The 20695-nt window shown below is 64.1% G+C and carries 21 protein-coding genes; all 21 read right to left on the reverse strand.

The features are described 5' to 3' along the window. Nucleotides 1–113: 113 nt before the first annotated feature. The gene (gene corA, locus LB553_RS14135) at nucleotides 114–1208 is read right to left on the reverse strand and encodes a magnesium/cobalt transporter CorA (RefSeq protein ID WP_224514077.1); all 1095 of its coding nucleotides are present in this window, start codon (nucleotides 1206–1208) and stop codon (nucleotides 114–116) included. A 46-nt stretch (nucleotides 1209–1254) separates the two neighbouring features. After that, the gene (gene truB, locus LB553_RS14140) at nucleotides 1255–2214 is read right to left on the reverse strand and encodes a tRNA pseudouridine(55) synthase TruB (RefSeq protein WP_224514079.1); all 960 of its coding nucleotides are present in this window, start codon (nucleotides 2212–2214) and stop codon (nucleotides 1255–1257) included. Next, nucleotides 2214–2630, reverse strand: a complete 417-nt coding sequence (rbfA, locus tag LB553_RS14145) for a 30S ribosome-binding factor RbfA (protein ID WP_224514081.1) — start codon at nucleotides 2628–2630, stop codon at nucleotides 2214–2216. Before rbfA ends, truB begins: the two co-directional genes overlap by 1 nt. Before the next feature lie 123 nt (nucleotides 2631–2753). Then, a complete protein-coding gene (gene infB, locus LB553_RS14150; protein WP_224514083.1) occupies nucleotides 2754–5333 on the reverse strand; it encodes a translation initiation factor IF-2 in 2580 nt (859 codons plus the stop codon). Beyond that, on the reverse strand, nucleotides 5330–5980 hold the full coding sequence (locus tag LB553_RS14155) for an RNA-binding protein (RefSeq protein WP_224514300.1): 651 nt from the start codon (nucleotides 5978–5980) through the stop codon (nucleotides 5330–5332). Before LB553_RS14155 ends, infB begins: the two co-directional genes overlap by 4 nt. 32 nt (nucleotides 5981–6012) lie before the next feature. Beyond that, complete coding sequence (gene nusA, locus LB553_RS14160; protein ID WP_224514085.1) at nucleotides 6013–7608, reverse strand: transcription termination factor NusA; 1596 nt, start codon at nucleotides 7606–7608, stop codon at nucleotides 6013–6015. A 46-nt stretch (nucleotides 7609–7654) separates the two neighbouring features. Then, on the reverse strand, nucleotides 7655–8287 hold the full coding sequence (rimP, locus tag LB553_RS14165; protein WP_224514087.1) for a ribosome maturation factor RimP: 633 nt from the start codon (nucleotides 8285–8287) through the stop codon (nucleotides 7655–7657). Nucleotides 8288–8443: 156 nt separating this feature from the next. After that, the gene (locus tag LB553_RS14170) at nucleotides 8444–8953 is read right to left on the reverse strand and encodes a GNAT family N-acetyltransferase (protein WP_224514089.1); all 510 of its coding nucleotides are present in this window, start codon (nucleotides 8951–8953) and stop codon (nucleotides 8444–8446) included. A 3-nt stretch (nucleotides 8954–8956) separates the two neighbouring features. Continuing rightward, nucleotides 8957–9256 carry a DUF1778 domain-containing protein gene (locus tag LB553_RS14175; protein WP_224514091.1) on the reverse strand — a complete coding sequence of 100 codons (300 nt, stop codon included), beginning with the start codon at nucleotides 9254–9256 and terminating at the stop codon, nucleotides 8957–8959. A 63-nt stretch (nucleotides 9257–9319) separates the two neighbouring features. After that, complete coding sequence (gene trmB / locus LB553_RS14180) at nucleotides 9320–10030, reverse strand: tRNA (guanine(46)-N(7))-methyltransferase TrmB (RefSeq protein WP_224514301.1); 711 nt, start codon at nucleotides 10028–10030, stop codon at nucleotides 9320–9322. Next, nucleotides 10027–11292 (reverse strand): methionine adenosyltransferase, encoded by a 1266-nt coding sequence (metK, locus tag LB553_RS14185; RefSeq protein ID WP_224514092.1) that lies wholly within the window; start codon nucleotides 11290–11292, stop codon nucleotides 10027–10029. Before metK ends, trmB begins: the two co-directional genes overlap by 4 nt. Before the next feature lie 164 nt (nucleotides 11293–11456). Continuing rightward, nucleotides 11457–11879 (reverse strand): helix-turn-helix domain-containing protein, encoded by a 423-nt coding sequence (locus LB553_RS14190; protein WP_224514094.1) that lies wholly within the window; start codon nucleotides 11877–11879, stop codon nucleotides 11457–11459. 140 nt (nucleotides 11880–12019) lie between these two features. Beyond that, nucleotides 12020–13606: an apolipoprotein N-acyltransferase gene (gene lnt / locus LB553_RS14195; RefSeq protein WP_224514096.1), complete on the reverse strand. Its 1587-nt coding sequence runs from the start codon at nucleotides 13604–13606 to the stop codon at nucleotides 12020–12022. Nucleotides 13607–13702: 96 nt separating this feature from the next. Further along, nucleotides 13703–14173, reverse strand: a complete 471-nt coding sequence (locus LB553_RS14200; RefSeq protein ID WP_224514098.1) for a VOC family protein — start codon at nucleotides 14171–14173, stop codon at nucleotides 13703–13705. Between the two features lie 12 nt (nucleotides 14174–14185). Continuing rightward, nucleotides 14186–15262, reverse strand: coding sequence for a hemolysin family protein (locus LB553_RS14205; protein WP_224514100.1), 1077 nt, complete (start codon nucleotides 15260–15262; stop codon nucleotides 14186–14188). Nucleotides 15263–15288: 26 nt separating this feature from the next. Then, on the reverse strand, nucleotides 15289–15786 hold the full coding sequence (ybeY, locus tag LB553_RS14210; protein ID WP_224514102.1) for an rRNA maturation RNase YbeY: 498 nt from the start codon (nucleotides 15784–15786) through the stop codon (nucleotides 15289–15291). A gap of 10 nt (nucleotides 15787–15796) precedes the next feature. Next, complete coding sequence (locus tag LB553_RS14215) at nucleotides 15797–16789, reverse strand: PhoH family protein (protein ID WP_224514303.1); 993 nt, start codon at nucleotides 16787–16789, stop codon at nucleotides 15797–15799. Between the two features lie 135 nt (nucleotides 16790–16924). Then, nucleotides 16925–18334, reverse strand: a complete 1410-nt coding sequence (gene miaB / locus LB553_RS14220; protein ID WP_224514105.1) for a tRNA (N6-isopentenyl adenosine(37)-C2)-methylthiotransferase MiaB — start codon at nucleotides 18332–18334, stop codon at nucleotides 16925–16927. 74 nt (nucleotides 18335–18408) lie between these two features. Further along, the gene (locus LB553_RS14225) at nucleotides 18409–19209 is read right to left on the reverse strand and encodes a lysophospholipid acyltransferase family protein (RefSeq protein WP_224514107.1); all 801 of its coding nucleotides are present in this window, start codon (nucleotides 19207–19209) and stop codon (nucleotides 18409–18411) included. 128 nt (nucleotides 19210–19337) lie between these two features. After that, nucleotides 19338–19832, reverse strand: a complete 495-nt coding sequence (locus LB553_RS14230) for a GNAT family N-acetyltransferase (protein WP_224514109.1) — start codon at nucleotides 19830–19832, stop codon at nucleotides 19338–19340. Next, on the reverse strand, nucleotides 19832–20590 hold the full coding sequence (tsaB, locus tag LB553_RS14235; RefSeq protein ID WP_224514111.1) for a tRNA (adenosine(37)-N6)-threonylcarbamoyltransferase complex dimerization subunit type 1 TsaB: 759 nt from the start codon (nucleotides 20588–20590) through the stop codon (nucleotides 19832–19834). The genes LB553_RS14230 and tsaB overlap by 1 nt, the downstream gene beginning before the upstream one ends. Nucleotides 20591–20695: the final 105 nt, after the last annotated feature.

Consider the following 20695-nt stretch of genomic DNA (forward strand, 5'->3'; position numbering starts at 1 on the left):
CGAATTCAAAGGCTAATGCATGTCGCCCAGAAGTGTGCAGCGGCTCTGGAGAAACGACATGCATCAAAACAAAGACCTAAAGCGCGTCGCCTGAATCCGTCTCGGGACGCGCTTTAGAGCCACTTCTTCCATTTGAAGAACGCAATCAGACCGACCGCAACGATCGCCATGAACATGAGCGAGGCGGGATAGCCGTAATAGGCTTTCAGCTCGGGCATATTCCAGGGCGAGCTTTGCGGATCGAAATTCATACCCCAGACGCCGACCAGGAAAGTCAGCGGCATGAAGATCACCGAGACGATGGTCAGGTAGGAAATGACGTCGTTGGTGCGGGCCTGGGTCAGCGAGACATGCATCTCGATCAGGCCGGTGAGCATGTCGCGCTGGTTCTCGACCAGCTCGATCAGGCGCAGCGAATGATCGAGCGTGTCGTTGAAGAAGATCTTGGTCTCGGCCTTCACGAAGGACACGTCGTTGCGGATCAGGGTCGCTAGCGCGTCCCGCATCGGCCACAGAACGCCTTTCAGCACATTGGCGTCGCGCCTCAGTTCATGCAGCTGCCGCATCTGACGCTTGTGCGGCTTGTTCAGCATCTCGTCCTCGATGCCGTCGACCGTTTCGCTCGCCGCCTCGATGGGCGGGAAATAGCTGTCGACGATGGCATCGATCAGCGCATAGGCGAGATAGTCGGCGCCGCGCGAACGCAGACGGTTGGGCATCGCGCCGGCAATGCGCTTGCGTACCGGATCGAACGGATCGCCCTCGCGTTCCTGGAAGGTGACGACGAAATTGCCGCCGAAGAACAGCGCGATCTGCTCGTATCTATGCGAGGTGACGTCGTCGATCATGCGCATGACGACGAAGGCATGATTCTCGTAGAAATCCACCTTGGGCCGCTGTCCGGTGTTGACGACATCCTCCAGCGCCAGCGGGTGCAGGTTGAAGATGCGGCCGATCTCCTCAATGAGCGGGATGTTGGCGAGCCCCGTGCAATCCAGCCACACGACAGGCCATTTCTGGCAATGGGTGTTGAGATCGTCGATCGAGGCATTATCGATGGTTTCGTATTTCTGCGGCGAGATCAGCGTCAGTCGAAGCTCGCTTCGCCGCGCCGCCGGATCGGCGATAAGCGTGCCGGGCGACGCGCCGACAGGTGGTCGACGGGTTTTCAGCGGCGCCCGCTTCTTGCCAGTGTCAGCCTTGGCCATGAGATCCCTGAAGTATCGGCACTCAGCGGAGCTTAGACGACCGGATTCACCCGGCAAAGACCCGCTTGGGCTTGAACATACCCTGCTCGATGGCGCCGATGGCCACGAGCTTGCCGCGCGCTGTGGCGCAAGCCTCCTCGGCCTCGACCGGCGCATCGCGGCCGCGAATGATGACGGGATTGCCGAGGCGGATCTTCATTGCCGCGTCGTCGCTGACGGCGACCTGTGGCAGGCAGTCGAGCGCTACCGCCGTTTCGACCAGCAGCGCGTCGATGGCGCTGAAATCGATCGGTGCCTCGGCTTCGTCCGGGGCCGCTTCCGTCTTGTCGCCAAAGCGGGCTGATTCCAGCTCGGCAACCGTGACGAAATCCTCCGGCGTGAATGGCTCGACCTCGACGCGGCGCAGTTCGGCGATGTGGCCGAAGCAGCCCAGGTCGCGACCCATGTCGCGGGCCAGCGAGCGTACATAGGTGCCTTTGCCGCATTCGACCTCGAAGACGGTTTTGTCGGCGCCATGCTCGACGATGTCGAGGCGGCCGATCTCGATCTCGCGCGCCGGGATCTCGACCGTCTCGCCGTCGCGGGCAAGATCGTAGGCCCGCTCGCCGGCAATTTTGATGGCGGAGAATTGTGGCGGCGTCTGCATGATGACGCCGGTGTAGTTCGGCAGCAGCGCCCTCACTTCAGCCTCGGACGGGCGACGATCGGAGCTTTTGGTCACCGGGCCTTCGAGGTCGTCGGTCGAACGCTCCTCGCCCCAGGCAACGGTGAAGCGGTAGATCTTGGCGCCGTCCTGCACATAAGGAACGGTCTTGGTCGCCTCGCCGAGCGCGATCGGCAGCATGCCGGAGGCGAGCGGATCGAGCGTGCCGGCATGGCCGGCCTTCTCGGCCTGGAACAGCCATTTGATCTTAGAGACGGCCTCGGTCGAGCCCATGCCGACCGGCTTGTCCAGCACCACCCAGCCGGAGACCGGCCGCCCCTTCTTCTTGCCGCGACGCGCCACTATTCCTCGTCCTTGTCGTTGTTCTTGCCATCGTCGAGATCGCGCGCGACTTCGGGCGATTTCAGCAGTTCGTTTATCTTCGCGAAATTGTCGAAGGACGTGTCGAGCCGGAAGCGGAACTCCGGCATGTACTTCATCTGCCTGAGCGCGCCGGAGGCGCGGCCGCGGATGAATTTCGCGTGCTTGTTGAGCGCCTCGACCACTGCGCCCGTATCGGCCGCACCAAGCGGCGAGACGAAGGCGGTGGCGATCTTGAGATCGGGCGACATGCGTACCTCGGAGACCGAGACGACGCTGTTCTCGATCACCGGATCGATGATCTCGCCGCGCTGCAAGGTCTCGGAAAGGGCATGGCGCACCTGCTCGCCGACGCGCAGCATGCGCTGGGAGGGGCCTGACGGTGTCGAACGGGGCATTTTTCCTGGGTCCTGAATCGTGCGCGGGATGGGACCACGCCGCATGTCTCAAATGCATGAGCGGCCTTGGGCGGCAGCCTTGCGGCCGCCGCCCGTTTTTCATTTCGGCAAGTATATCCGAATTTAGAGCGTCCTGCTCACCATCTCGACGCGGAAGCACTCGATGATGTCACCGACGCGCATGTCCTCGTAGTTCTGGAAGGCCATGCCACATTCCTGGCCGCCCGGCACTTCCGAAACCTCGTCCTTGAAGCGCTTGAGCGTCTTCAGCGTGCCTTCGTGGACGACGACGTTGTCGCGGATCAGGCGCACGCCCGCGCCACGCTCGACCTTGCCTTCGGTGACGCGGCAGCCGGCGATCTTGCCGATCTTCGAGATGTCGAAGATCTCAAGGATCTCGGCATTGCCGATGAAGGTCTCGCGCCGCTCCGGCGAAAGCATGCCGGAAAGGGCCGCCTTCACGTCGTCGACGAGATTGTAGATGATCGAGTAGTAGCGGATCTCGATGCCCGCGGCAGCCGCCGCGGTGCGCGCCTGCGCGTTGGCGCGCACGTTGAAGCCGATGATCGCGGCACCGGACGTCTCGGCCAGCGAGACGTCGCTTTCGGTGATGCCGCCGGCGCCCGAATGGACGATCCGCACCCTGACCTCGTCGTTGCCGAGCTTTTCGAGAGCGGCATTGATCGCCTCTATGGAGCCCTGCACGTCGCCCTTGATGACCAGCGGGAATTCCTTCAGCCCGCTCGTCTGCAGCTGCGACATCATCTGCTCAAGCGAGCCGCGCTGGCCGGCATGTCTGGCCACCGCCTTGTCGCGCGCCAGGCGCTGACGGTACTCGGTGATCTCACGGGCGCGCGCCTCGTTGTTGACGACGGCGAAGCGGTCGCCTGCCTGGGGCGTGCCCTGGAGTCCGAGCACCTCGACCGGCATTGCCGGCGGCGCTTCCGGCACATGTTCGCCGCGATCGTTGACGAGCGCACGCACACGGCCCCACTCATTGCCGGCGACGATGATGTCGCCAGGCATCAGCGTGCCGGTCTGCACCAGCACGGTGGCGACCGGGCCACGGCCCTTGTCCAGCTGCGCCTCGATGACCGCGCCTTCGGCGGTGCGGTCCGGGTTGGCCTTGAGGTCGAGGACTTCGGCCTGCAGCAGGATAGCTTCCAAGAGCTTGTCGAGATTGATGCCCTTGGTCGCCGAAACCTCGACGTCCAGCACCTCGCCGCCCATCGATTCCACGAACACTTCGTGGCGCAGCAGCTCGGTCCGCACCTTCTGCGGGTCGGCGTCGCGCTTGTCGATCTTGTTGATCGCCACGATGATCGGCACGCCGGCCGCCTTGGCATGGTTGATCGATTCGATCGTCTGCGGCATCACGCTGTCGTCGGCCGCCACCACCAGCACCGCGATGTCGGTGACCTGGGCGCCGCGGGCGCGCATGGCCGTGAAGGCGGCGTGGCCGGGCGTGTCGATGAAGGTGATCTTTTGACCGTTCTTCTCGATCTGGTAGGCACCGATGTGCTGGGTGATGCCGCCGGCCTCGCCGGAGACGACATTGGCGTTGCGGATGGCGTCGAGCAGCGAGGTCTTGCCGTGGTCGACATGGCCCATAATGGTCACGACCGGAGGACGCGACACAAGGTCTTCCGGGCGGTCGGCGATGTTAAACAGGCCTTCCTCGATGTCGGACTCGGCGACGCGGCGGACGGTGTGGCCGAATTCGGAAGCCACCAGCTCGGCCGTGTCGGCGTCGATGACATCGCCCGGCTTCAGGATTTGGCCCTGCTTCATGAAGTACTTGACCACGTCCACGGCGCGCTCGGACATGCGCTGCGCCAGTTCCTGGATGGTGATGGTTTCGGGCAGGATCACTTCGCGCATGACTTTCTCGCGCGGCTCATTATGAAGCGCGCGTTTGAATTTTTCCTGGCGGCGACGCATCGACGACAGCGAGCGGGCGCGCGCGTCGTCATCCGACAGCGCCGAGTTCAGCGTCAGCTTGCCGCGGCGGCGATCTTCCTCTCCCTTGGTCGGCTTGGCCGGGCGAGCCACTTCCGGCGTCGCAAGACGGCGCGGCGGTGCGCTGGCTGCGCCACCGGTACCGGTGCGCCTGGGCTTCGCCTCTTCCTCGTCATCGGCCGTGGCGACGTCGGCGGCCTGCGGCGCGCGCCGGCGAGCCTCCTCTTCGGCACGACGGCGGGATTCGGCCTCGGCCTGCAGGCGCGCTTCTTCCTCGGCCTGACGGCGCGCGGATTCGTCACGCTCGCGCTTGCGGCGTTCCTCTTCCTCGGCGCGGCGCTTGGCATCTTCCTGAGCGCGCAGGCGATCCTCGGCCTCGCGGGCCTTGGAGCCTTCCAGTGCCTTGCGGCGCGCTTCCATCTCGCCGCGCGAGAGTTCGTTCAGAACCATGCCGGAACGCTCCGGCGGCGGAGTCGGCGCCTTGGGCGCTTCCTGTACGGCAGGCGCTGCTGCGACAGGAGCAGCGGCGGGCTTAGGCGTGAAGACGGACGGCGCCACCGGCTCCGGCTTGTCGCCGGGCAGCGAGAACTTGCGTTTCTTGGTCTCCACGACGACCGACTTGGTGCGGCCATGCGAGAAATTCTGGCGCACGGTGCCCTGCTCGAGGCCGGGGCGCTTCAGCGTCAAGGTCTTCTTCGGCGTAACGCTCAACGTCTTGTCGTCGCCCGATTTCGTATCGCTCATTCCATATCCTCTGCGGCATCATCTTCGTCAGCAACGGCCGCAAGCATTGCCAGATCGTTCGGGGTACCGCCCCGATATCGGTCGAGCGCAACAACGCGCTTCTCAACCGCCAGTCCCGCGTCCTGCGCGAGGACGGCAGCATGTATCACATTTGTACCCCCCAATGCCAAGCTCAACTCGGCCTCGGGGAAAAGTTTGTAGGCAAGGATGGCGGGGCCGCCGAGATGGACAGTTGCCCGCCGCGCCTGACTGATCTTGCGGACGCCATCGTCCGAAGCCTCGGTCGCATGCAGCACAAGCAGCGCCTGGCCGTCGCGCACCGCGCCTTCGACCTTGGCGGCGCCAAGAACGACGGCACCCGCCTTGCGAGCAAGACCGAGCATGCCCAGAGCGGATCTGGAGAGCAGCCCGTCGACCATGGCGCCGATGTCGGCCGGAACGGTCACCTGTGCCTTGAAAGCACGGGCAAACAGGTTCTTCGCCGCTGCCTTCTCGATATGTAGGCGATCGGCGGTGACCCAGCAACCGCGGCCGGGCAGATTTCTCTTAATGTCCGGAACGACGGCCGAATCCGGGCCGACGACGAAGCGGATCAGTTCATCCGCTTCGGCCTGCCTGCGCGTAACGATGCAAGTGCGATCGTTCATCTCGTCCACGGGCTTTGCGATTGGTGGTCACCTCACGCACCGACGGTTTCGTCGGCCGCTGTCTCTTCGGCGGCGAGCTCTTCCTCGGTGATCCATCCGGCCTGCTTGCGGGCGGCAAGCACCATCTGCTCGGCCTCGGCGCGCGAGACGCCGTGGCTGGCGAGCACGCCCGGATAGACCTTGGTCTCGCCGTCCTTGCGCTCTTTCCAGCCGATCAGGTCGTCGGCGGCATAGCCGGCGAAGTCCTCGATGGTCTTCACGCCGTCCTCGCCGAGCGTGACCATCATGGCGGTGGTGACGCCGGGGATCTCGCGCAGCTCGTCCTTGACGCCCAGCGCCTTGCGCTTTTCGTCATGCTCGGCCTCGATCTTTTCCAGATATTCGCGGGCGCGGGCCTGGATTTCCGAAGCGGTGTCCTCGTCGAAGCCGTCGATCGAGGAGATTTCGCCCGGATCGACATAGGCGACTTCCTCGACGCTGGTGAAGCCTTCGGAGGCAAGCACCTGGCCGACCATCTCGTCGACGTCGAGAGCTTCCATGAAGAGCGCCGAACGCTCGACAAATTCCTTCTGGCGGCGCTCGCTCTCTTCCTGCTCGGTCAGGATGTCGATATCCCAGCCGGTGAGCTGCGAGGCCAGGCGCACGTTCTGGCCGCGGCGCCCGATGGCCAGCGACAGCTGGTCGTCGGGCACCACCACCTCGATGCGCTCGGCATCCTCGTCGAGCACCACCTTGGCGACCTCGGCCGGCTGCAGCGCGTTGACGATGAAGGAAGCGGCCGAAGGCGACCACGGAATGATGTCGATCTTCTCGCCCTGCAACTCGCCGACCACCGCCTGGACGCGGCTGCCGCGCATGCCGACGCAGGCGCCGACCGGATCGATCGAGGAATCGCGCGAGATGACGGCGATCTTGGCGCGCGAGCCCGGATCGCGGGCGACCGACTTGATCTCGATGATGCCGTCGTAGATTTCCGGCACTTCCATGGTGAAGAGCTTGGCCATGAACTGCGGATGGGTGCGCGACAGGAAGATCTGCGGGCCGCGCTGCTCGCGGCGAACGTCATAGACATAGGCCCGCACGCGGTCGCCATATTTGTAGTTCTCGCGCGGGATCAGCTCGTCGCGGCGGATGATCGCCTCGCCACGGCCGAGATCGACGATGACGTTGCCGTATTCGACGCGCTTGACGGTGCCGTTGACGATCTCGCCGATGCGATCCTTGTATTCGTCGTATTGGCGGTCGCGCTCGGCCTCGCGCACCTTCTGCACGATGACCTGCTTGGCCGACTGGGCGGCGATGCGGCCGAAATCCATCGGCGGCAGCTGCTCGGCGATGAAGTCGCCGAGCTGGGCGTCGGGATTGCGCTCGCGCGCCGTGGAAAGCGCGATCTGCGTCGCGTAGTCCTCGACCTTCTCGACCACTTCCATCAGCCGCTGCAGCTTCATCTCGCCGGTGTTCGGGTTGATGTCTGCGCGGATGTTGGTCTCCTGGCCATAGCGGGAGCGCGCCGCCTTCTGGATCGCGTCGGCCATGGCGGCGATGACGATCTGCTTGTCGATCGACTTTTCACGCGCGACCGCGTCGGCGATCTGCAGCAGTTCAAGCCTGTTGGCGCTTACAACCATTGTCTTTCTCCCGATTTCGCACCGGGCATACGGCCCGGCTACTCAATCAACTTTCCTGTTCGGTTTCGTTTTCTTCGTCCGCGCCGGCGTCTTGCGCTTCGCCGCGGCGTTTCCTGGCATCCTTGCGCGCCCGGTTGTCCTTCGACAGGGCATCGCGGATGAGATCGTCGGTCAGCACGAGCCGGGCCTCGGCGATCGCGTCATAGGGCACGCGTACCGTCGGCTCCTCGCCATAGGCCGCCTTGTCGCGCTCGACCAGGATGCCGTCGGCGTCAGCCTCGGCGATCTTACCCTTGAAACGCTTGCGGTCGCCGATGAGAACCGATGTTTCCAGCTTGACCAGATGGCCGGTCCAGGCGGTGAAGTCCGATTTGCGCACCAGCGGCCGGTCGATGCCGGGCGAAGACACTTCGAGATGATACGCCTTTTCGATCGGATCATCGACATCGAGCGCCGGCGACACGGCGCGGCTGACCTCTTCGCAATCCTCGACGGTCATGGTGCCATCTTCGCGTTCGGCCATGATCTGCAGCGTCAGCCCGTTCTGGCCGGTCAACTGCACCCGCACGAGACGGAAGCCGATGGCCTTGAGCACCGGCTGCACGATCAGCGCGATGCGTGCATCGATGCCGCTTTCGCGGATGATACGGTCGTCGGCCTCGCTTGCCGCAGCAGTCATCAGATCCCTGTCGTTTTTGGCTTCCGGCCGGTGGGTAATAAAAAAGAGCGGGACCGGGTGGACCCACTCTTCGTCATACCGACCAAGAATTTGAGGCTGATATAGACGATTGCCGCCGGCGTTTCAAGCCTCCAGGCACAGAGGGTGCCCCTCACCTCACCTTCGGGCCTCCACCAGCGACGCGGCGATAGCCGCGATCGAACGAAACAGGACAAGCGGATCGTCCCTCGTCGGAAAAAATCCCCGGCGATGCCAGAATTGCGCCGCTTCCGTATCGACTGCATTGACCATCAGCGCGCGCCCTCCGATCAGTTCCGCCGCCCGAACGCAGCGCTGAAGAGCATGCTTCACCAAGCCCGTGCCGATGCCGAGCCCGGCCCATTCGACGTCGGTCGCAAGCTGGCCGAGGAGAAGACACGGGACCGGATCGGGAGGTTGTCCCGTACGGATCGACCGAGGCAGGATCGACGGCAAGACGGCCGTCGGCGCGAGCCCGTAATATCCGACCACGCGGCCGGCTTCATGAACAACGAGAACGGCCGTAAAACCGTTCTCCTGATTGGAGAGCGCGCGGGTTTTCAGCCAGTGATCAAGTGCAGGCTTCCCGCAGGAAAATCCCGATACGTCGTGAACTGCGGTAAGCGGTTCGGGGGCCGATAACGCCACCGGTCAGCGCTTCCTCGTGCAGCCCGCCTCCCAGGGAGCGGGCCGCTTTGCCAGTTCGACCATATCAGGAACCGGGGCAGCCGGCGCTGACAGAACCTCCATGAACTCCGCGAAACCTTCCGGGCTCATGCGGACAAGACGGTTGTCCATCAGCACATCCTCGGCCGCGCGCACGGCGGCATCGCGGACGAAATCCGTGCGGGACCGGCCGCGCAGACTGGCGGCACGATCGATCATCGCCACGTCCGCTTCCGGCAGGCGCATAGAGATCGGATATTCCTTGCGTTCGACAGTGGCGGCCATAACCGTCTCCTCACCGGCAATGTAACGGTTTGTAGCGCTAAATGCAATACAAGACACGCCGGCCTATTTCCGAATGAAGGTCAGGTAAGCAGGCCAGCGTCCCTCGCGGATGGCCTTGGCCTCATAGCGTGTGCCGGGCCAGCCCGCATAGGGCCGGTGCCAGCCGGCAGCGTCTTCGGCCTGCCACGCGAAGGCGCCGTGATCGCGGCAGGCAAGCAGCGTCCAGTTGACATAGCTGTCGATATCGGAGGCGAAGCGGAACCTGCCGCCGGCTTTCAGCACCCGGGCAAATCGGCCGAGATTGGCGGCGCTGACGAAGCGCCGCTTCCAGTGCTTCTTCTTCGGCCATGGATCGGGATAGAGCAGGTCGATGCCGTCGAGCGAGCCTGATGGCAGCCAGTCGAGCAGGCGCGTGGCATCGTCGTCATAGACCCTGAGATTGGCAAGCGGCGACTTGCCGAGCGCCGTCATCATCTTGGCCATGCCGTTGACGAAGGGCTCGACGCCGATGAAACCGGTCTGCGGCGCTTCCGTGGCGCGATGCAGAAGATGCTCGCCGCCGCCGAAGCCGATTTCCAGCTGAAGTGCCGAAACCTCTGCCTTGAACAAGGTCTTGAGGTCAGCCGGGGCTTCCGCCGTCAGGTCGATCCGGTATTCGCGCAAGCCGCTTTCGAGGGCAATCGCCTGCTGTGGGCGTATAGTTTTGCCATGCCGGCGACCGAAGAATCCTTCGGTCGTCCGGCTCGGCCTGTCCTTTGCGTGCGCTGGCGTCAGGCAGCGACGGCGTCCTTGAGCGCCTTGGCGAGATCGGTCTTCTCCCAGGAGAAGGAGCCGTCGCGGCCGGCCTTGCGGCCGAAATGGCCGTAGGACGAAGTTTTTGCGTAGATCGGCTTGTTCAAATCGAGATGACGGCGGATGCCCGACGGCGATAGATCCATCACCTTGCGCAGCGCCTCTTCGAGCTTCGATTCCTCGACCTTGCCGGTGCCGTGGAGGTCGACATAGACCGACAGCGGCTGGGCGACGCCGATGGCGTAGGAGAGCTGGATAGTGCAGCGGTCGGCAAGCTTGGCCGCCACGACGTTCTTGGCGAGGTAGCGGGCAGCATAGGCCGCCGAACGGTCGACCTTGGTGGTGTCCTTGCCGGAGAAGGCGCCGCCGCCATGCGGTGCCGCGCCGCCATAGGTGTCGACGATGATCTTGCGGCCGGTGAGGCCGGCATCGCCGTCAGGCCCGCCGATGACGAACTTACCGGTCGGGTTGATGTACCAGTTGCAGTCCTCGGCGATCTTCAAGTCGCCAAGCGCCTCGCGGATATAGGGCTCGACCACCTTGCGGACCTTCTTGGAGTCCCAGCTTGCATCGAGATGCTGGGTGGAGAGCACGATCTGCGTGACCTCCGCCGCCTTGCCGTCGGCATAGCGCACGGTGACCTGGCTCTTGGCGTCCGGGCCGAGCTTGCCGGCCTCGCCATCGCCTTCATGGCGCGCCGCGGCCAGCAATTCGAGAATCTTGTGGCTGTAATAGATCGGCGCCGGCATCAAATCGGGCGTCTCGCGGCAGGCGTAGCCGAACATGATGCCCTGATCGCCGGCACCTTCCTCGCCCTGGCGGTCGGCGGCGTTGTCGACGCCTTGGCCGATGTCGGGCGACTGGCCATGCAGCAGCACGTCGATCTTGGCTGTCTTCCAGTGGAAGCCGGACTGCTCGTAGCCGATCTCGCGGATCGCCTTGCGGGCAACAGACTTGAACTTGGTCGGGTTGACCACGGGGTGGCCGGACGCATCCTTGAGGACGTTGCCCGCCTTGTCCTTCTTCAAAAGCGTGTCGGGGACGCGGACCTCGCCGGCGATGACGACGCGGTTGGTGGTGGCCAGCGTCTCGCAGGCGACGCGGACCTTCCACGGATCCATGCCCGTCTTCTTGGCTTCGCGATAGACCAGATCGACGATCTCATCGGAGATACGGTCGCAGACTTTGTCGGGATGACCCTCGGAGACGGATTCCGAGGTGAAGAGATAATTCTGCCGCGTCACGGGTGTCCCCTCTTGAAAAAAGATCGGCAGGGCTGCCGATTTTGGCGCCACGTGTTAGCGGTGCCGGGCGCCGCTCGTCAAGCGGCGCGACGGTTCTGGCATGAATGTAGGCAAGGCCGGCTATGCCACCAGCAGCGGGGCGCCGCCGGCGGCACAGGTAAAAATCAATCGGCGTCTTCGGCGGAGAGCGCCTTCACCAGATCGATGATGCGGCGGCGCACCTTGACGTCGCCGATTTTGACGAAAGCCCGGTTGAGCTGAAGCCCTTCGGGACTGCCGCAGAATTCGATGGCGAAGGCCATCGAGGAGTCTTCGGCAAATCCCCTGGCGCCGCCGGCGGGCTCCTCGCCCGGGGCATCCTCGAAAAAGAAGGCGACGGGAACGCTCAGGATGGAGGCGATCGCCTGCAGTCGACTGGCGCCAACCCTGTTCGTGCCCTTTTCGTACTTCTGTATCTGCTGAAAGGTGATTCCGAGATTTTCGCCCAGCTTTTCCTGGCTCATCCCAAGCATATTGCGACGCAGCCGGATGCGACTCCCGACATGGATGTCGATCGGATTCGGCTTCTTCTTGTTCTCTTCTGTCATTTTTTCCTCGCCGAATTTTTCCGGCTTTTTCTATTATGTTCCGCCCATATGAAGCCGGAGCCACCTGCCCCAACAGAACCCTCCAACCGACTTCGAGAAAATTTTAGGCGTTACAGTATGAGTTTCTAATGTGCCGACTGTCAATTCACCCGTAGCCGCTGCCTTACATTCCATGTGAAGGCCGCCAGCGCAAACACCAACATGATCAGTAATCCGTTAATGCGCCGCTGGTCGGGAGACAGGAAGGCACGCCCAGAGACCGGCACATGCGCGTCGATCGCGCCGCGCGCGTCGACGGCAAGCGCATCGACGATGCGGCCGCGCGAATCGACGACTGCGGAGATGCCGTTGTTGGCCGCGCGCAACAGCGGCATTCCATTCTCCACCGCGCGAATCTGAGTCTGCCTGAAGTGCTGATACGGGCCCGGCGTGTCGCCAAACCAGGCGTCGTTGGTGACGTTCACAATAACGTCAGACGATGCGGAGTCGACGCCGACGAGATCGGGAAAGATCACCTCGTAGCAGATGAACGGAGCAGCGCGCAGGCCGCCCGGCAGGCCGATCGGATGCCGCTCGTTGCCGGCGGCGAAATTCATCGGTCCGGCAACAAGCCGGCCGATGCCGAAGCGTTCGAAAAGGTCGGCGAAGGGCAGATACTCGCCGAAGGGCACCAGATGCACTTTGTCGACGGCATCGACGATCTCGCCCTTATCGTTGATCGCCACCACGGAATTGTAATAGCGGCTGCCGGCACTCGCCGATCCGCCCTCCTCGCGCACGACGCCGGCAATCAGCATCTGGCCGTCGGCCAGCATGTCGCCCAGCGCCGTCAGCGCGTCTGGACGCCCGGTGAAGAGGAACGGCACCGACGTTTCCGGCCACAGGATGAGCTGCGGCTTGGCATGCCCATCCTCCGGCGCTTTCCCGGATATCCCCAGCAAAGTTGCGAAGATGCGGTCGCGCACCGAAGCATCCCATTTCTCGCTGAGATCGACCGCGGGCTGGACGATGCGGACATCGATCGAGCGTGTCGTCTCAACCGGGGTGACGAGCCTGAAATAGCCGAAGCCGACATGGGCGGCGACGAGGATGATAAACAGCGCGATACCCAGCCTCAGATGCCGGCGCGCCGCGACCAGCGCGGGAAGCGAAAACAGGAAGACGGCGAGCGCATTCATGCCGATCATCCCGGTTACCGATACACTCTGCATCAGGAGCGGCACCGGCATCGCCGCGTAGCCGACGGCATTCCAGGGAAAGCCGGTGAAGAGGAAGTCGCGCAGCCATTCGGTGAGGCCGAAGCCGAAGGCAAGGGCGGCGATGCGGCCGATATCGCTGCTCCAGAACAGGCGCGCCACAATGGTGGCAAAGCCATAGAAGAAGGCCAGCGCGAAGGGAATGCCGACAACGGCGAAGGGCAAGGCCCAAGCGAAGTTGTCGGCCTCGACCAGCAATGCCTGGCCGATCCACCACAGGCCGGCGAGGAAATAACCGAAGCCGAACCACCAGCCGGTGGCGAAAGCCGGCCTCAGGCGCTTGAGCCAGCCATCCGATGCCTCGCCGGTGGCGCCATCCAACAGCCAGACCAGGACCGGGAACGAGACGAAGCAGACGGCGAAGAAGTCGTAAGGCGCCTGGGCGAGCACCGCCAGCGCCCCGGCGGCAAAGGCCACCAGCGCCCGCCGCCACCCCCACAGCAGAATTATTCGGCCGGCAAAGCGCTGCATCAAGCTTCCCAAGTCGCGCGAATCAGGAGCTAGAGGTTTAACAGGCTGCGCCACCCGATCCAAACCCGGATAGGCGCAGCCTGATGCACGGTCGCGCTATCTGTGCCAGCCCTCGATCCGCAGCCCGCTCAGCCGCTCGGCCTCGTCCTTCGGGACAACGCGCACGGTCTGGCTGAACGTCCAGACATGACCCTCGGGATCACGGGCGCGGTATTGGCGCTCGCCGTAGAAATGATCCGTCGGTTCTTGAAAAATTTCCGCGCCGGCCACACGTGCCTTTTCGCAATGGGCGTCGATATCTTGCCGCAGACGGACATAGACGGCTTGGGTGTTCTTGCCGCCGACCGAGGTCGGGCTGGCGATATGCTCGGCCCATTCGGAATCGACGATGATGTAGCCTTCGCCAAAACGCATTTCGGCATGGACAAGCCGGCCCTCGGCGTCGCTCACCAGCATGCTCGGCTCGAAGCCGAAGGCCGCCCGCAGCCAGGTCAATGCAGCGCGCGGATCTTTATAGAAAACGCCTGAGCCGAGAACGGCATGCTTGAATGGATCGTCGACGGACATGTCGCGACTGTGTCAGGCCTGCTCGGTGCGAGCCGCGCGGCGGCGCTGCCGCTCGCCCTTCTGGCTCTGCACGATCCGTACGCGCTTGACGCGGCGCGGGTCGGCATCGAGCACATGGAACTCGAAGCCGGGAATGGCCTGCACGACCTCGCCCCTGGCCGGGACACGTCCCAGCGTGTTGAAGATCATGCCGCCGATGGTGTCGACATATTCGCCATGCTCGCCGGCGGCGAAATCCTCGCCGATCATCTTGGCGACCTCGTCGATCTCGGCCTTGCCGTCGACGACGAAGACGCCGTCGCCGGTCTGCGTGATCATCGGCTCGTCGTCGTCATGCTCGTCCTCGATGTCGCCGACCACCATCTCGACGATGTCTTCCAGCGAGGCGAGGCCGTCGGTGCCGCCATATTCGTCGATGACCAGCGCCATCTGCGTGCGCGTCGTCTGCATGCGGCCCATCAGGTCGGAGGCGAGCATCGAGGGCGGCACGAACAGCACCTGGCGGATCAGATTGAGATCGCCGATGGTGCGCGCGAGATCGACCTGCGCGAGGTCGAGCGCCGTCGTCACCGGCGCCTTCGCTCTGGTGCGGCCCTTCTTGACGCGGGCGACCTTGGTGATGTGGGCGAGCACGTCGCGAATGTGGACCATGCCGCGCGGATCGTCCAACGTCTCGGAATAGACCGGCATGCGCGAATGGCCGGATTGCTCGAAAAGGCCGAGCAGGTCGCCAAGTGTCGTGTTGATCTCGACCGCCTCGATATCGGCGCGCGGCACCATGACGTCCTCGACCCGCACTTCGCGCAGGCGCAGGATGTTGTTGAGCATGGCGCGCTCGCCAGGCGAGAAGGATTCGGCATCGGTCGCCGTTTCGGCAAGCGCGCCGGCGATCTCCTCGCGCAGGCTGGTGCCGTTGCGGTGCCGGAACAGGCCAAGCACGCGATCGAAGAGGGAAGGACCGGCATGCGTCGGCTCGGCGGCCGCGCTGCCGGTGGGAATACTCGGACTGGAGCCCTCTTCCGTCTTTTCGGAAGGCTTGGCAGCACTGCCGGCGTCCGGACGGGCGGCAGTTTCTGGGGTGTCGTTCATCGCCATCGGTCAATTGAGCTTTTTTGTTACGCGTAGGGATCGGGAATGGCAAGCCTCGCAAGCGCGGCGCGCTCGATCGCTTCCATCTCCTCCGCCTCGGCGTCGGTCTCGTGATCATAGCCCAAAAGATGCAGCAGGCCATGGATGACGAGATGGCTGATATGGTTCGCAATCGGCTTGTCTTCCAGGGCGGCCTCGCGCGACACCGTCTCGGAGGCGAGCACGATATCGCCCAGCATCGGCGGCAGCCGGCCGCCTTTCGGGAAGGAAAAAGCCGGGAAAGACAAGACGTTGGTGGGCTTGTCCTTGCCGCGCCACTCGGCATTGAGCGTCTGGATATGGGCATCGTCGGAAAAAACGATGCTGAGCTCGGACGCCCCGCCGGCGCCGGTCTCGGCAAAGGCGGCCGCAACGGCGCGATCGACGAGAGGCGTCAGCTCGGCTTCGGCAGGCCAGTCGCCGGCCTCGACGAAAATATCGATATCGACCGGCGTCTCGCCGCCAAATTCCGGACCGTCAGCCATGGATCCTTGATCAGCTTTCGGCGCCGAGGCCTCGCGCCAGCTTGCCGTCGCGGTCATAGGCCTTGACGATTTCGGCGACCAGCGGATGGCGCACCACGTCGCCTTCGTTGAAGCGGACGGTGACGATGCCAGGCACGCCGTCGAGGATACGCAGCGCCTCGACCAGGCCCGACTTGGTGTTGGGCGGCAGGTCGATCTGGGTCGGATCGCCGGTGACGATCATGCGCGAGTTCTCGCCGAGACGGGTCAGAAACATCTTCATCTGCATCGGCGTGGTGTTCTGCGCCTCGTCGAGGATCACCGCCGCATGCGCCAGCGTGCGGCCACGCATGAAGGCCAGCGGAGCGATCTCGATGACCTCGGCGGCGATCGCCCGCTCGACCTTGTCGGCCGGCATCATATCGTAGAGCGCGTCGTAGAGGGGCCGCAGATAGGGGTCGACCTTCTCCTTCATGTCGCCGGGCAGGAAGCCCAGCCGCTCGCCGGCCTCGACGGCGGGGCGCGACAGCACGATGCGCTCGACCATGCCGCGTTCGAGCAGCATCGCCGCATGCGCCACCGCCAGATAGGTCTTGCCGGTGCCGGCAGGGCCGATGCCGAAGACCATTTCCGAGCGCTCCAGCGCCCGCATATAGGCGTCCTGGGTGAGCGAACGGGCGTAGATCGTTTTCTTGCGCGTCGATATCTGGGCGGCCGAAACCTTGCCCTTGCGCTCCAGGGTCGGCAGCGTCAGCTGGTCGTCGGCGGCAATCGCCATGCGTACGGCGCCGTCGACATCCGACTGGCCGATGTCGACGCCCTTCTGCAGGATGCCGTAGAGCGTATCCAGCGCGCGGCGCGCCTGTTCGGCGGCCGAAGCCGAGCCTTTGATCGCAAGCTGGTTGCCGCGCGAGCGGATATCCACGCCGAGCTTCTGCTCGAGCCGGGCCAGATTCTCGTCGAACTGACCATAAAGGGCGCTGGCAAGCTTGTTGTTGTCGAAGGTCAGTACGATGTGCGCCATGTCGGAAGCCCCGGACGCCTGGTTCTGGGGCGGATTCTTCAGTTCGGCAGCGCTCAACCGTCTCTCCTCATCTGCCGAGGCTTGTGGCTATGCGTCTCGCCGTCCCAAACCGCGGGCACTTTCTAGCGACATGCATCAGGCCAACTCGGCGAACAGGCTGTTGGGGCCTGTCTTCGTGATTCGTACGTCAATAATGTCACCGATTCCACCGGCCTTGTCGTCAACAATAACCGGGTTCAGCCATGGCGAGCGGCCGACGATCTGGCCGGCACGGCGGCCGGGCTTCTCGATCAGGGTGCTGACGGTGCGGCCGACCAGGCCGGCGATGAAATTCCGCTGCTGCTCGTTGATCAGCGCCTGAAGACGCTGCAGCCGTTCGTCCTTCACCGCTTCGGCGAGATGCCCGTCCATCTCGGCGCCCGGCGTGCCGGGGCGTGGCGAATATTTGAACGAAAAGGCCGAGGCGTAGTTCACCTCGCCCACCAGCTTCAGCGTCGCCTCGAAATCCTCGTCCGTCTCGCCGGGGAAGCCGACAATGAAGTCGCCGGACATGGCGATGTCGGGGCGCGCAGCGCGGATGCGCTCGATGAGCGCCAGGTAGTCACGTGCCGTGTGCCTGCGGTTCATTGCCTTCAAAATCCGGTCGGATCCCGACTGCACCGGCAAATGCAGATAGGGCATCAAGGCGGGCAGGTCACGATGTGCGGCGATCAATTCGTCGTCCATGTCGCGCGGATGGCTGGTGGTGTAGCGCAGCCGCGCCAGGCCGGGGATTTCCGCAAGCCGGAACAGCAGACGGCCGAGGCCCCATTCCTCGCCGTTTTCGCCGATGCCGTGCCAGGCGTTGACGTTCTGGCCGAGCAGGGTCACCTCGCGCACGCCGGCCTCGGCCAGGCGCTCGGCCTCGGCGACGATCTGCGCCACCGGGCGTGAAACCTCGGAGCCGCGGGTGTAAGGCACCACGCAGAAGGTGCAGAACTTGTCGCAACCTTCCTGCACCGTGAGGAAAGCGGTGACGCCGCGCCTGGCAAGCTCGGCGCGCTTCGGCTGCGGCAGATGCTCGAACTTGTCCTCGATGGCGTATTCGGTCTCGACGACCTTCTCACCGCCACGGACCCTTGCCAGCACGTCGGGCAGCCGGTGATAGGTCTGAGGCCCGATGACCAGATCGACCGCAGGGGCGCGGCGGATGATCTCGGCGCCTTCGGCCTGCGCCACGCAGCCGGCGACGCCGATCAGGAGTTCGCGGCCCGCCTCGGCGCGCTCGGCTTTCATGTCGCGGATGCGGCCAAGCTCGGAATAGACCTTTTCCGCCGCCTTTTCGCGGATATGACAGGTGTTGAGCAGCACCAGATCGGCGTCTTCGACGGCATCGATGGCAACATAGCCATCGGCAGCCAGCGCATCCGTCATGCGCTGGGAATCGTAGACATTCATCTGGCAGCCATAGGTCTTGACGAAGACCTTTTTCGCCGTCCGGTCGGTGCCGGCCGAGTGCTCGGCGGCAGCGCCGATGTCGGGGCTTTCAATCGTGTTCAATTCCATCGGGCGGCTTCTAGCGCCTTTCGATGACAAAAAACAGCCGATTCTGCCTTGCGACGCGTCATGCGGCCCCGGACTCACCGGCTCTTGGCCGGCTCGGCGAGGATAGCCTGCATCATCTGGCGCACCTTGGCTTCCATCAGCCTTGCCGTTTCCTTGCGGTTCGAGCCCTTCGAGAACGGCACCGGCTCGCCGAAATACACCTCGGCATCGATCGCGCCTTCGGCGAGCAGGGTCTTCAGATGCGGCATCAGATCCTGGTCGCCGATCCAGGCGGACATCGGCCGATGACGGCGGCCCATCGGCATGCCGTGCAGGCGCGTATATGCGATCGCCACGGGTTGGATGAAGACCTGGTCCGCGGCGCCTTCCGAAATCGCCATCGAGGCCGCGCCGAAGAGCGTGCTCTTGAACGGCAGCACGAGGTTGCCGTCCCCGGTCGAGCCTTCGGCGAACAGCACCATGGCGTCGCCTTTTGCCATCCTTTTGGCGATCTCGCTTGCCTGGTCGCCGGAGGTGCGCTTGCGCTCGCGCTCGATGTAAACGGTGCGCTGCAGCTTGGACAGCATGCCGATCAGCGGCCAGCCTTCCATGTCGGCCCTGGCGATGAACTTCACGTCGACAAAGGAGCCGAGCACCATGATGTCGGTCCAGGAAATGTGGTTGGCCGCCACCAGCACAGGACGTTCCCTGGCAAGCGCACCTTTCACATGCACCCGCATGCCGAGCGCCCTCAGGATCATGCGGTGCCAGATTTTCAGGATGAAGGTATCGGGCCAGAGCCCCGTCTTCATCGACAGGATCTGCAGTGGCACCAGCACCAGTGAACAGACGACGACATAGCCGAGCGCCAGGAAAATCCGTAATTTCTTGATCATTCGCTCCGGCCCCAACATTACAGCGCCGCGCGCCTTAGGGCGCGCAAAAGGACGCTGTAACACTCTCGCTTGGCGCATGATCCTTTCCGAAAATCGGAGCCGATTTTCGGGGTCATGCGCGACTGTGGCTAGCGAAGATCGCGGCGCATGACAAGCGCGCCGGTCGGGCCGTGCTCGGTCGAACGGTAATAGTTCGGGCGATGGCCGACCTGGACAAAGCCAAGCCTGCGGTAGAGGCCGATCGCCGGCGCATTGGTCTCGTCGACCTCGAGGAAGAGCGCTTCGGCGCGTTGTGCATGCAATTCGCGCAATACCGCGTCCATCAATTGCCAGCCAAGGCCCTGGCGGCGATGGCTACGGGCGACGGCCACGGTCAGGATCTCACCCTCGCCGGCCGCGAGCCGCGCCAGCACGAAGCCGACCGGCGGCTTGGCGCCTTGGCCGGTTTCGCGCGCCGCATAGCCGAACACGGTGTCCTGTTCGAGCAGTGCTGCGAACTCGCCATCGGTCCAGGGCCGCACGAAATCCTCGCGATGCAGCTTCGAGACGGCGGCGCTGTCGGCAACCGTCAGCGGTTCCAAGGCATAATCCCTGCGGCGCGGCTGAAAGAACGGTATGCGCATCAGGAGTCTTTTCTCTTTGGGCCATGATCTTTTCCAAAAACCGGGTCCCCCTTTTTGGGATCATGGTCTGCCTTTGAACCCTTGGGGGCCTGCCTTGGAAGAATAAAGCCTGCCTGCGGCTTGGCGTCGGCGCCGCGCAGATAGAGCGGCTTGGGCTTTTCGCCCGGCCCCCTGATCGAGGCCAGCCTGGCATAGGTCGCGATGTCGGCGGTGGCGGCGACCGGGCCGGTGTCGAAGGCACGGTCCGCCATCTCGGCAATCTGCGGCGCGGCGGTGCCGACCAGCACCGCTTCGGCGTTGACGGCCATGGTTGTCGCCCCGGAAAGCGTGACCACGGAAGGTCCGTAAGCTTCAGCTAACACTTCGTCATAGAGCGCGGCATGGATTTCCTCACGGCCGGCGTCGAGCGCGGCAAGCACCGCGCGTCCGGGAAACGCGCTCGCCCCCTCCACCGCCAGGGCATCCAGCGTCGTCACGCCGATCGCCGGGATTTTCAGCGCCAACGCCAGGCCGCGCGCGGCCGAGACGCCGACACGCAGGCCGGTGAAGGAACCGGGCCCGACCGAGACGGTAAGGGCGTCGAGGTCAGGATAGCCGATGCCGCCGGCTTGCAAGGCAGTTTCGATGACGGCCATCAGATGCTCGGCATGCCCCTTGCCGAGGTCGCGTACCTCGCGGCCAAGCTCCTCCCCTGCGCCTGCGTCATAGACGCAAGCGGCGCAGAGACTGGCAGCGCAATCGATGGCAAGCAGTTTCATTTAGGCAGCTTCATACGGCCGGTTAAAGAACTGGATCGAAACACAATTCCCTCTGCCCGGCATAGGCGGCCGCCGCAAGGGCCAGGGTCGAGAAATGTTAAGCGG

The organism is Mesorhizobium sp. CA8 (genome assembly GCF_020164955.1).
Taxonomy (GTDB): Bacteria; Pseudomonadota; Alphaproteobacteria; order Rhizobiales; family Rhizobiaceae; genus Mesorhizobium.

Excerpts from the sequence above, each read along its gene's own strand:
- LB553_RS14205 (WP_224514100.1), bottom strand. The coding sequence starts at position 15,262 with ATGAACGACACCCCAGAAACTGCCGCCCGTCCGGACGCCGGCAGTGCT.
- miaB (WP_224514105.1), bottom strand. The coding sequence starts at position 18,334 with ATGGAATTGAACACGATTGAAAGCCCCGACATCGGCGCTGCCGCCGAG.
- LB553_RS14230 (WP_224514109.1), bottom strand. The coding sequence starts at position 19,832 with ATGCGCATACCGTTCTTTCAGCCGCGCCGCAGGGATTATGCCTTGGAA.
- lnt (WP_224514096.1), bottom strand. The coding sequence starts at position 13,606 with ATGCAGCGCTTTGCCGGCCGAATAATTCTGCTGTGGGGGTGGCGGCGG.
- infB (WP_224514083.1), bottom strand. The coding sequence starts at position 5,333 with ATGAGCGATACGAAATCGGGCGACGACAAGACGTTGAGCGTTACGCCG.
- LB553_RS14215 (WP_224514303.1), bottom strand. The coding sequence starts at position 16,789 with ATGGCGCACATCGTACTGACCTTCGACAACAACAAGCTTGCCAGCGCC.
- corA (WP_224514077.1), bottom strand. The coding sequence starts at position 1,208 with ATGGCCAAGGCTGACACTGGCAAGAAGCGGGCGCCGCTGAAAACCCGT.
- LB553_RS14155 (WP_224514300.1), bottom strand. The coding sequence starts at position 5,980 with ATGAACGATCGCACTTGCATCGTTACGCGCAGGCAGGCCGAAGCGGAT.
- LB553_RS14225 (WP_224514107.1), bottom strand. The coding sequence starts at position 19,209 with ATGATCAAGAAATTACGGATTTTCCTGGCGCTCGGCTATGTCGTCGTC.
- ybeY (WP_224514102.1), bottom strand. The coding sequence starts at position 15,786 with ATGGCTGACGGTCCGGAATTTGGCGGCGAGACGCCGGTCGATATCGAT.
- LB553_RS14175 (WP_224514091.1), bottom strand. The coding sequence starts at position 9,256 with ATGGCCGCCACTGTCGAACGCAAGGAATATCCGATCTCTATGCGCCTG.
- rbfA (WP_224514081.1), bottom strand. The coding sequence starts at position 2,630 with ATGCCCCGTTCGACACCGTCAGGCCCCTCCCAGCGCATGCTGCGCGTC.
- nusA (WP_224514085.1), bottom strand. The coding sequence starts at position 7,608 with ATGGTTGTAAGCGCCAACAGGCTTGAACTGCTGCAGATCGCCGACGCG.
- tsaB (WP_224514111.1), bottom strand. The coding sequence starts at position 20,590 with ATGAAACTGCTTGCCATCGATTGCGCTGCCAGTCTCTGCGCCGCTTGC.
- rimP (WP_224514087.1), bottom strand. The coding sequence starts at position 8,287 with ATGACTGCTGCGGCAAGCGAGGCCGACGACCGTATCATCCGCGAAAGC.
- LB553_RS14190 (WP_224514094.1), bottom strand. The coding sequence starts at position 11,879 with ATGACAGAAGAGAACAAGAAGAAGCCGAATCCGATCGACATCCATGTC.
- LB553_RS14200 (WP_224514098.1), bottom strand. The coding sequence starts at position 14,173 with ATGTCCGTCGACGATCCATTCAAGCATGCCGTTCTCGGCTCAGGCGTT.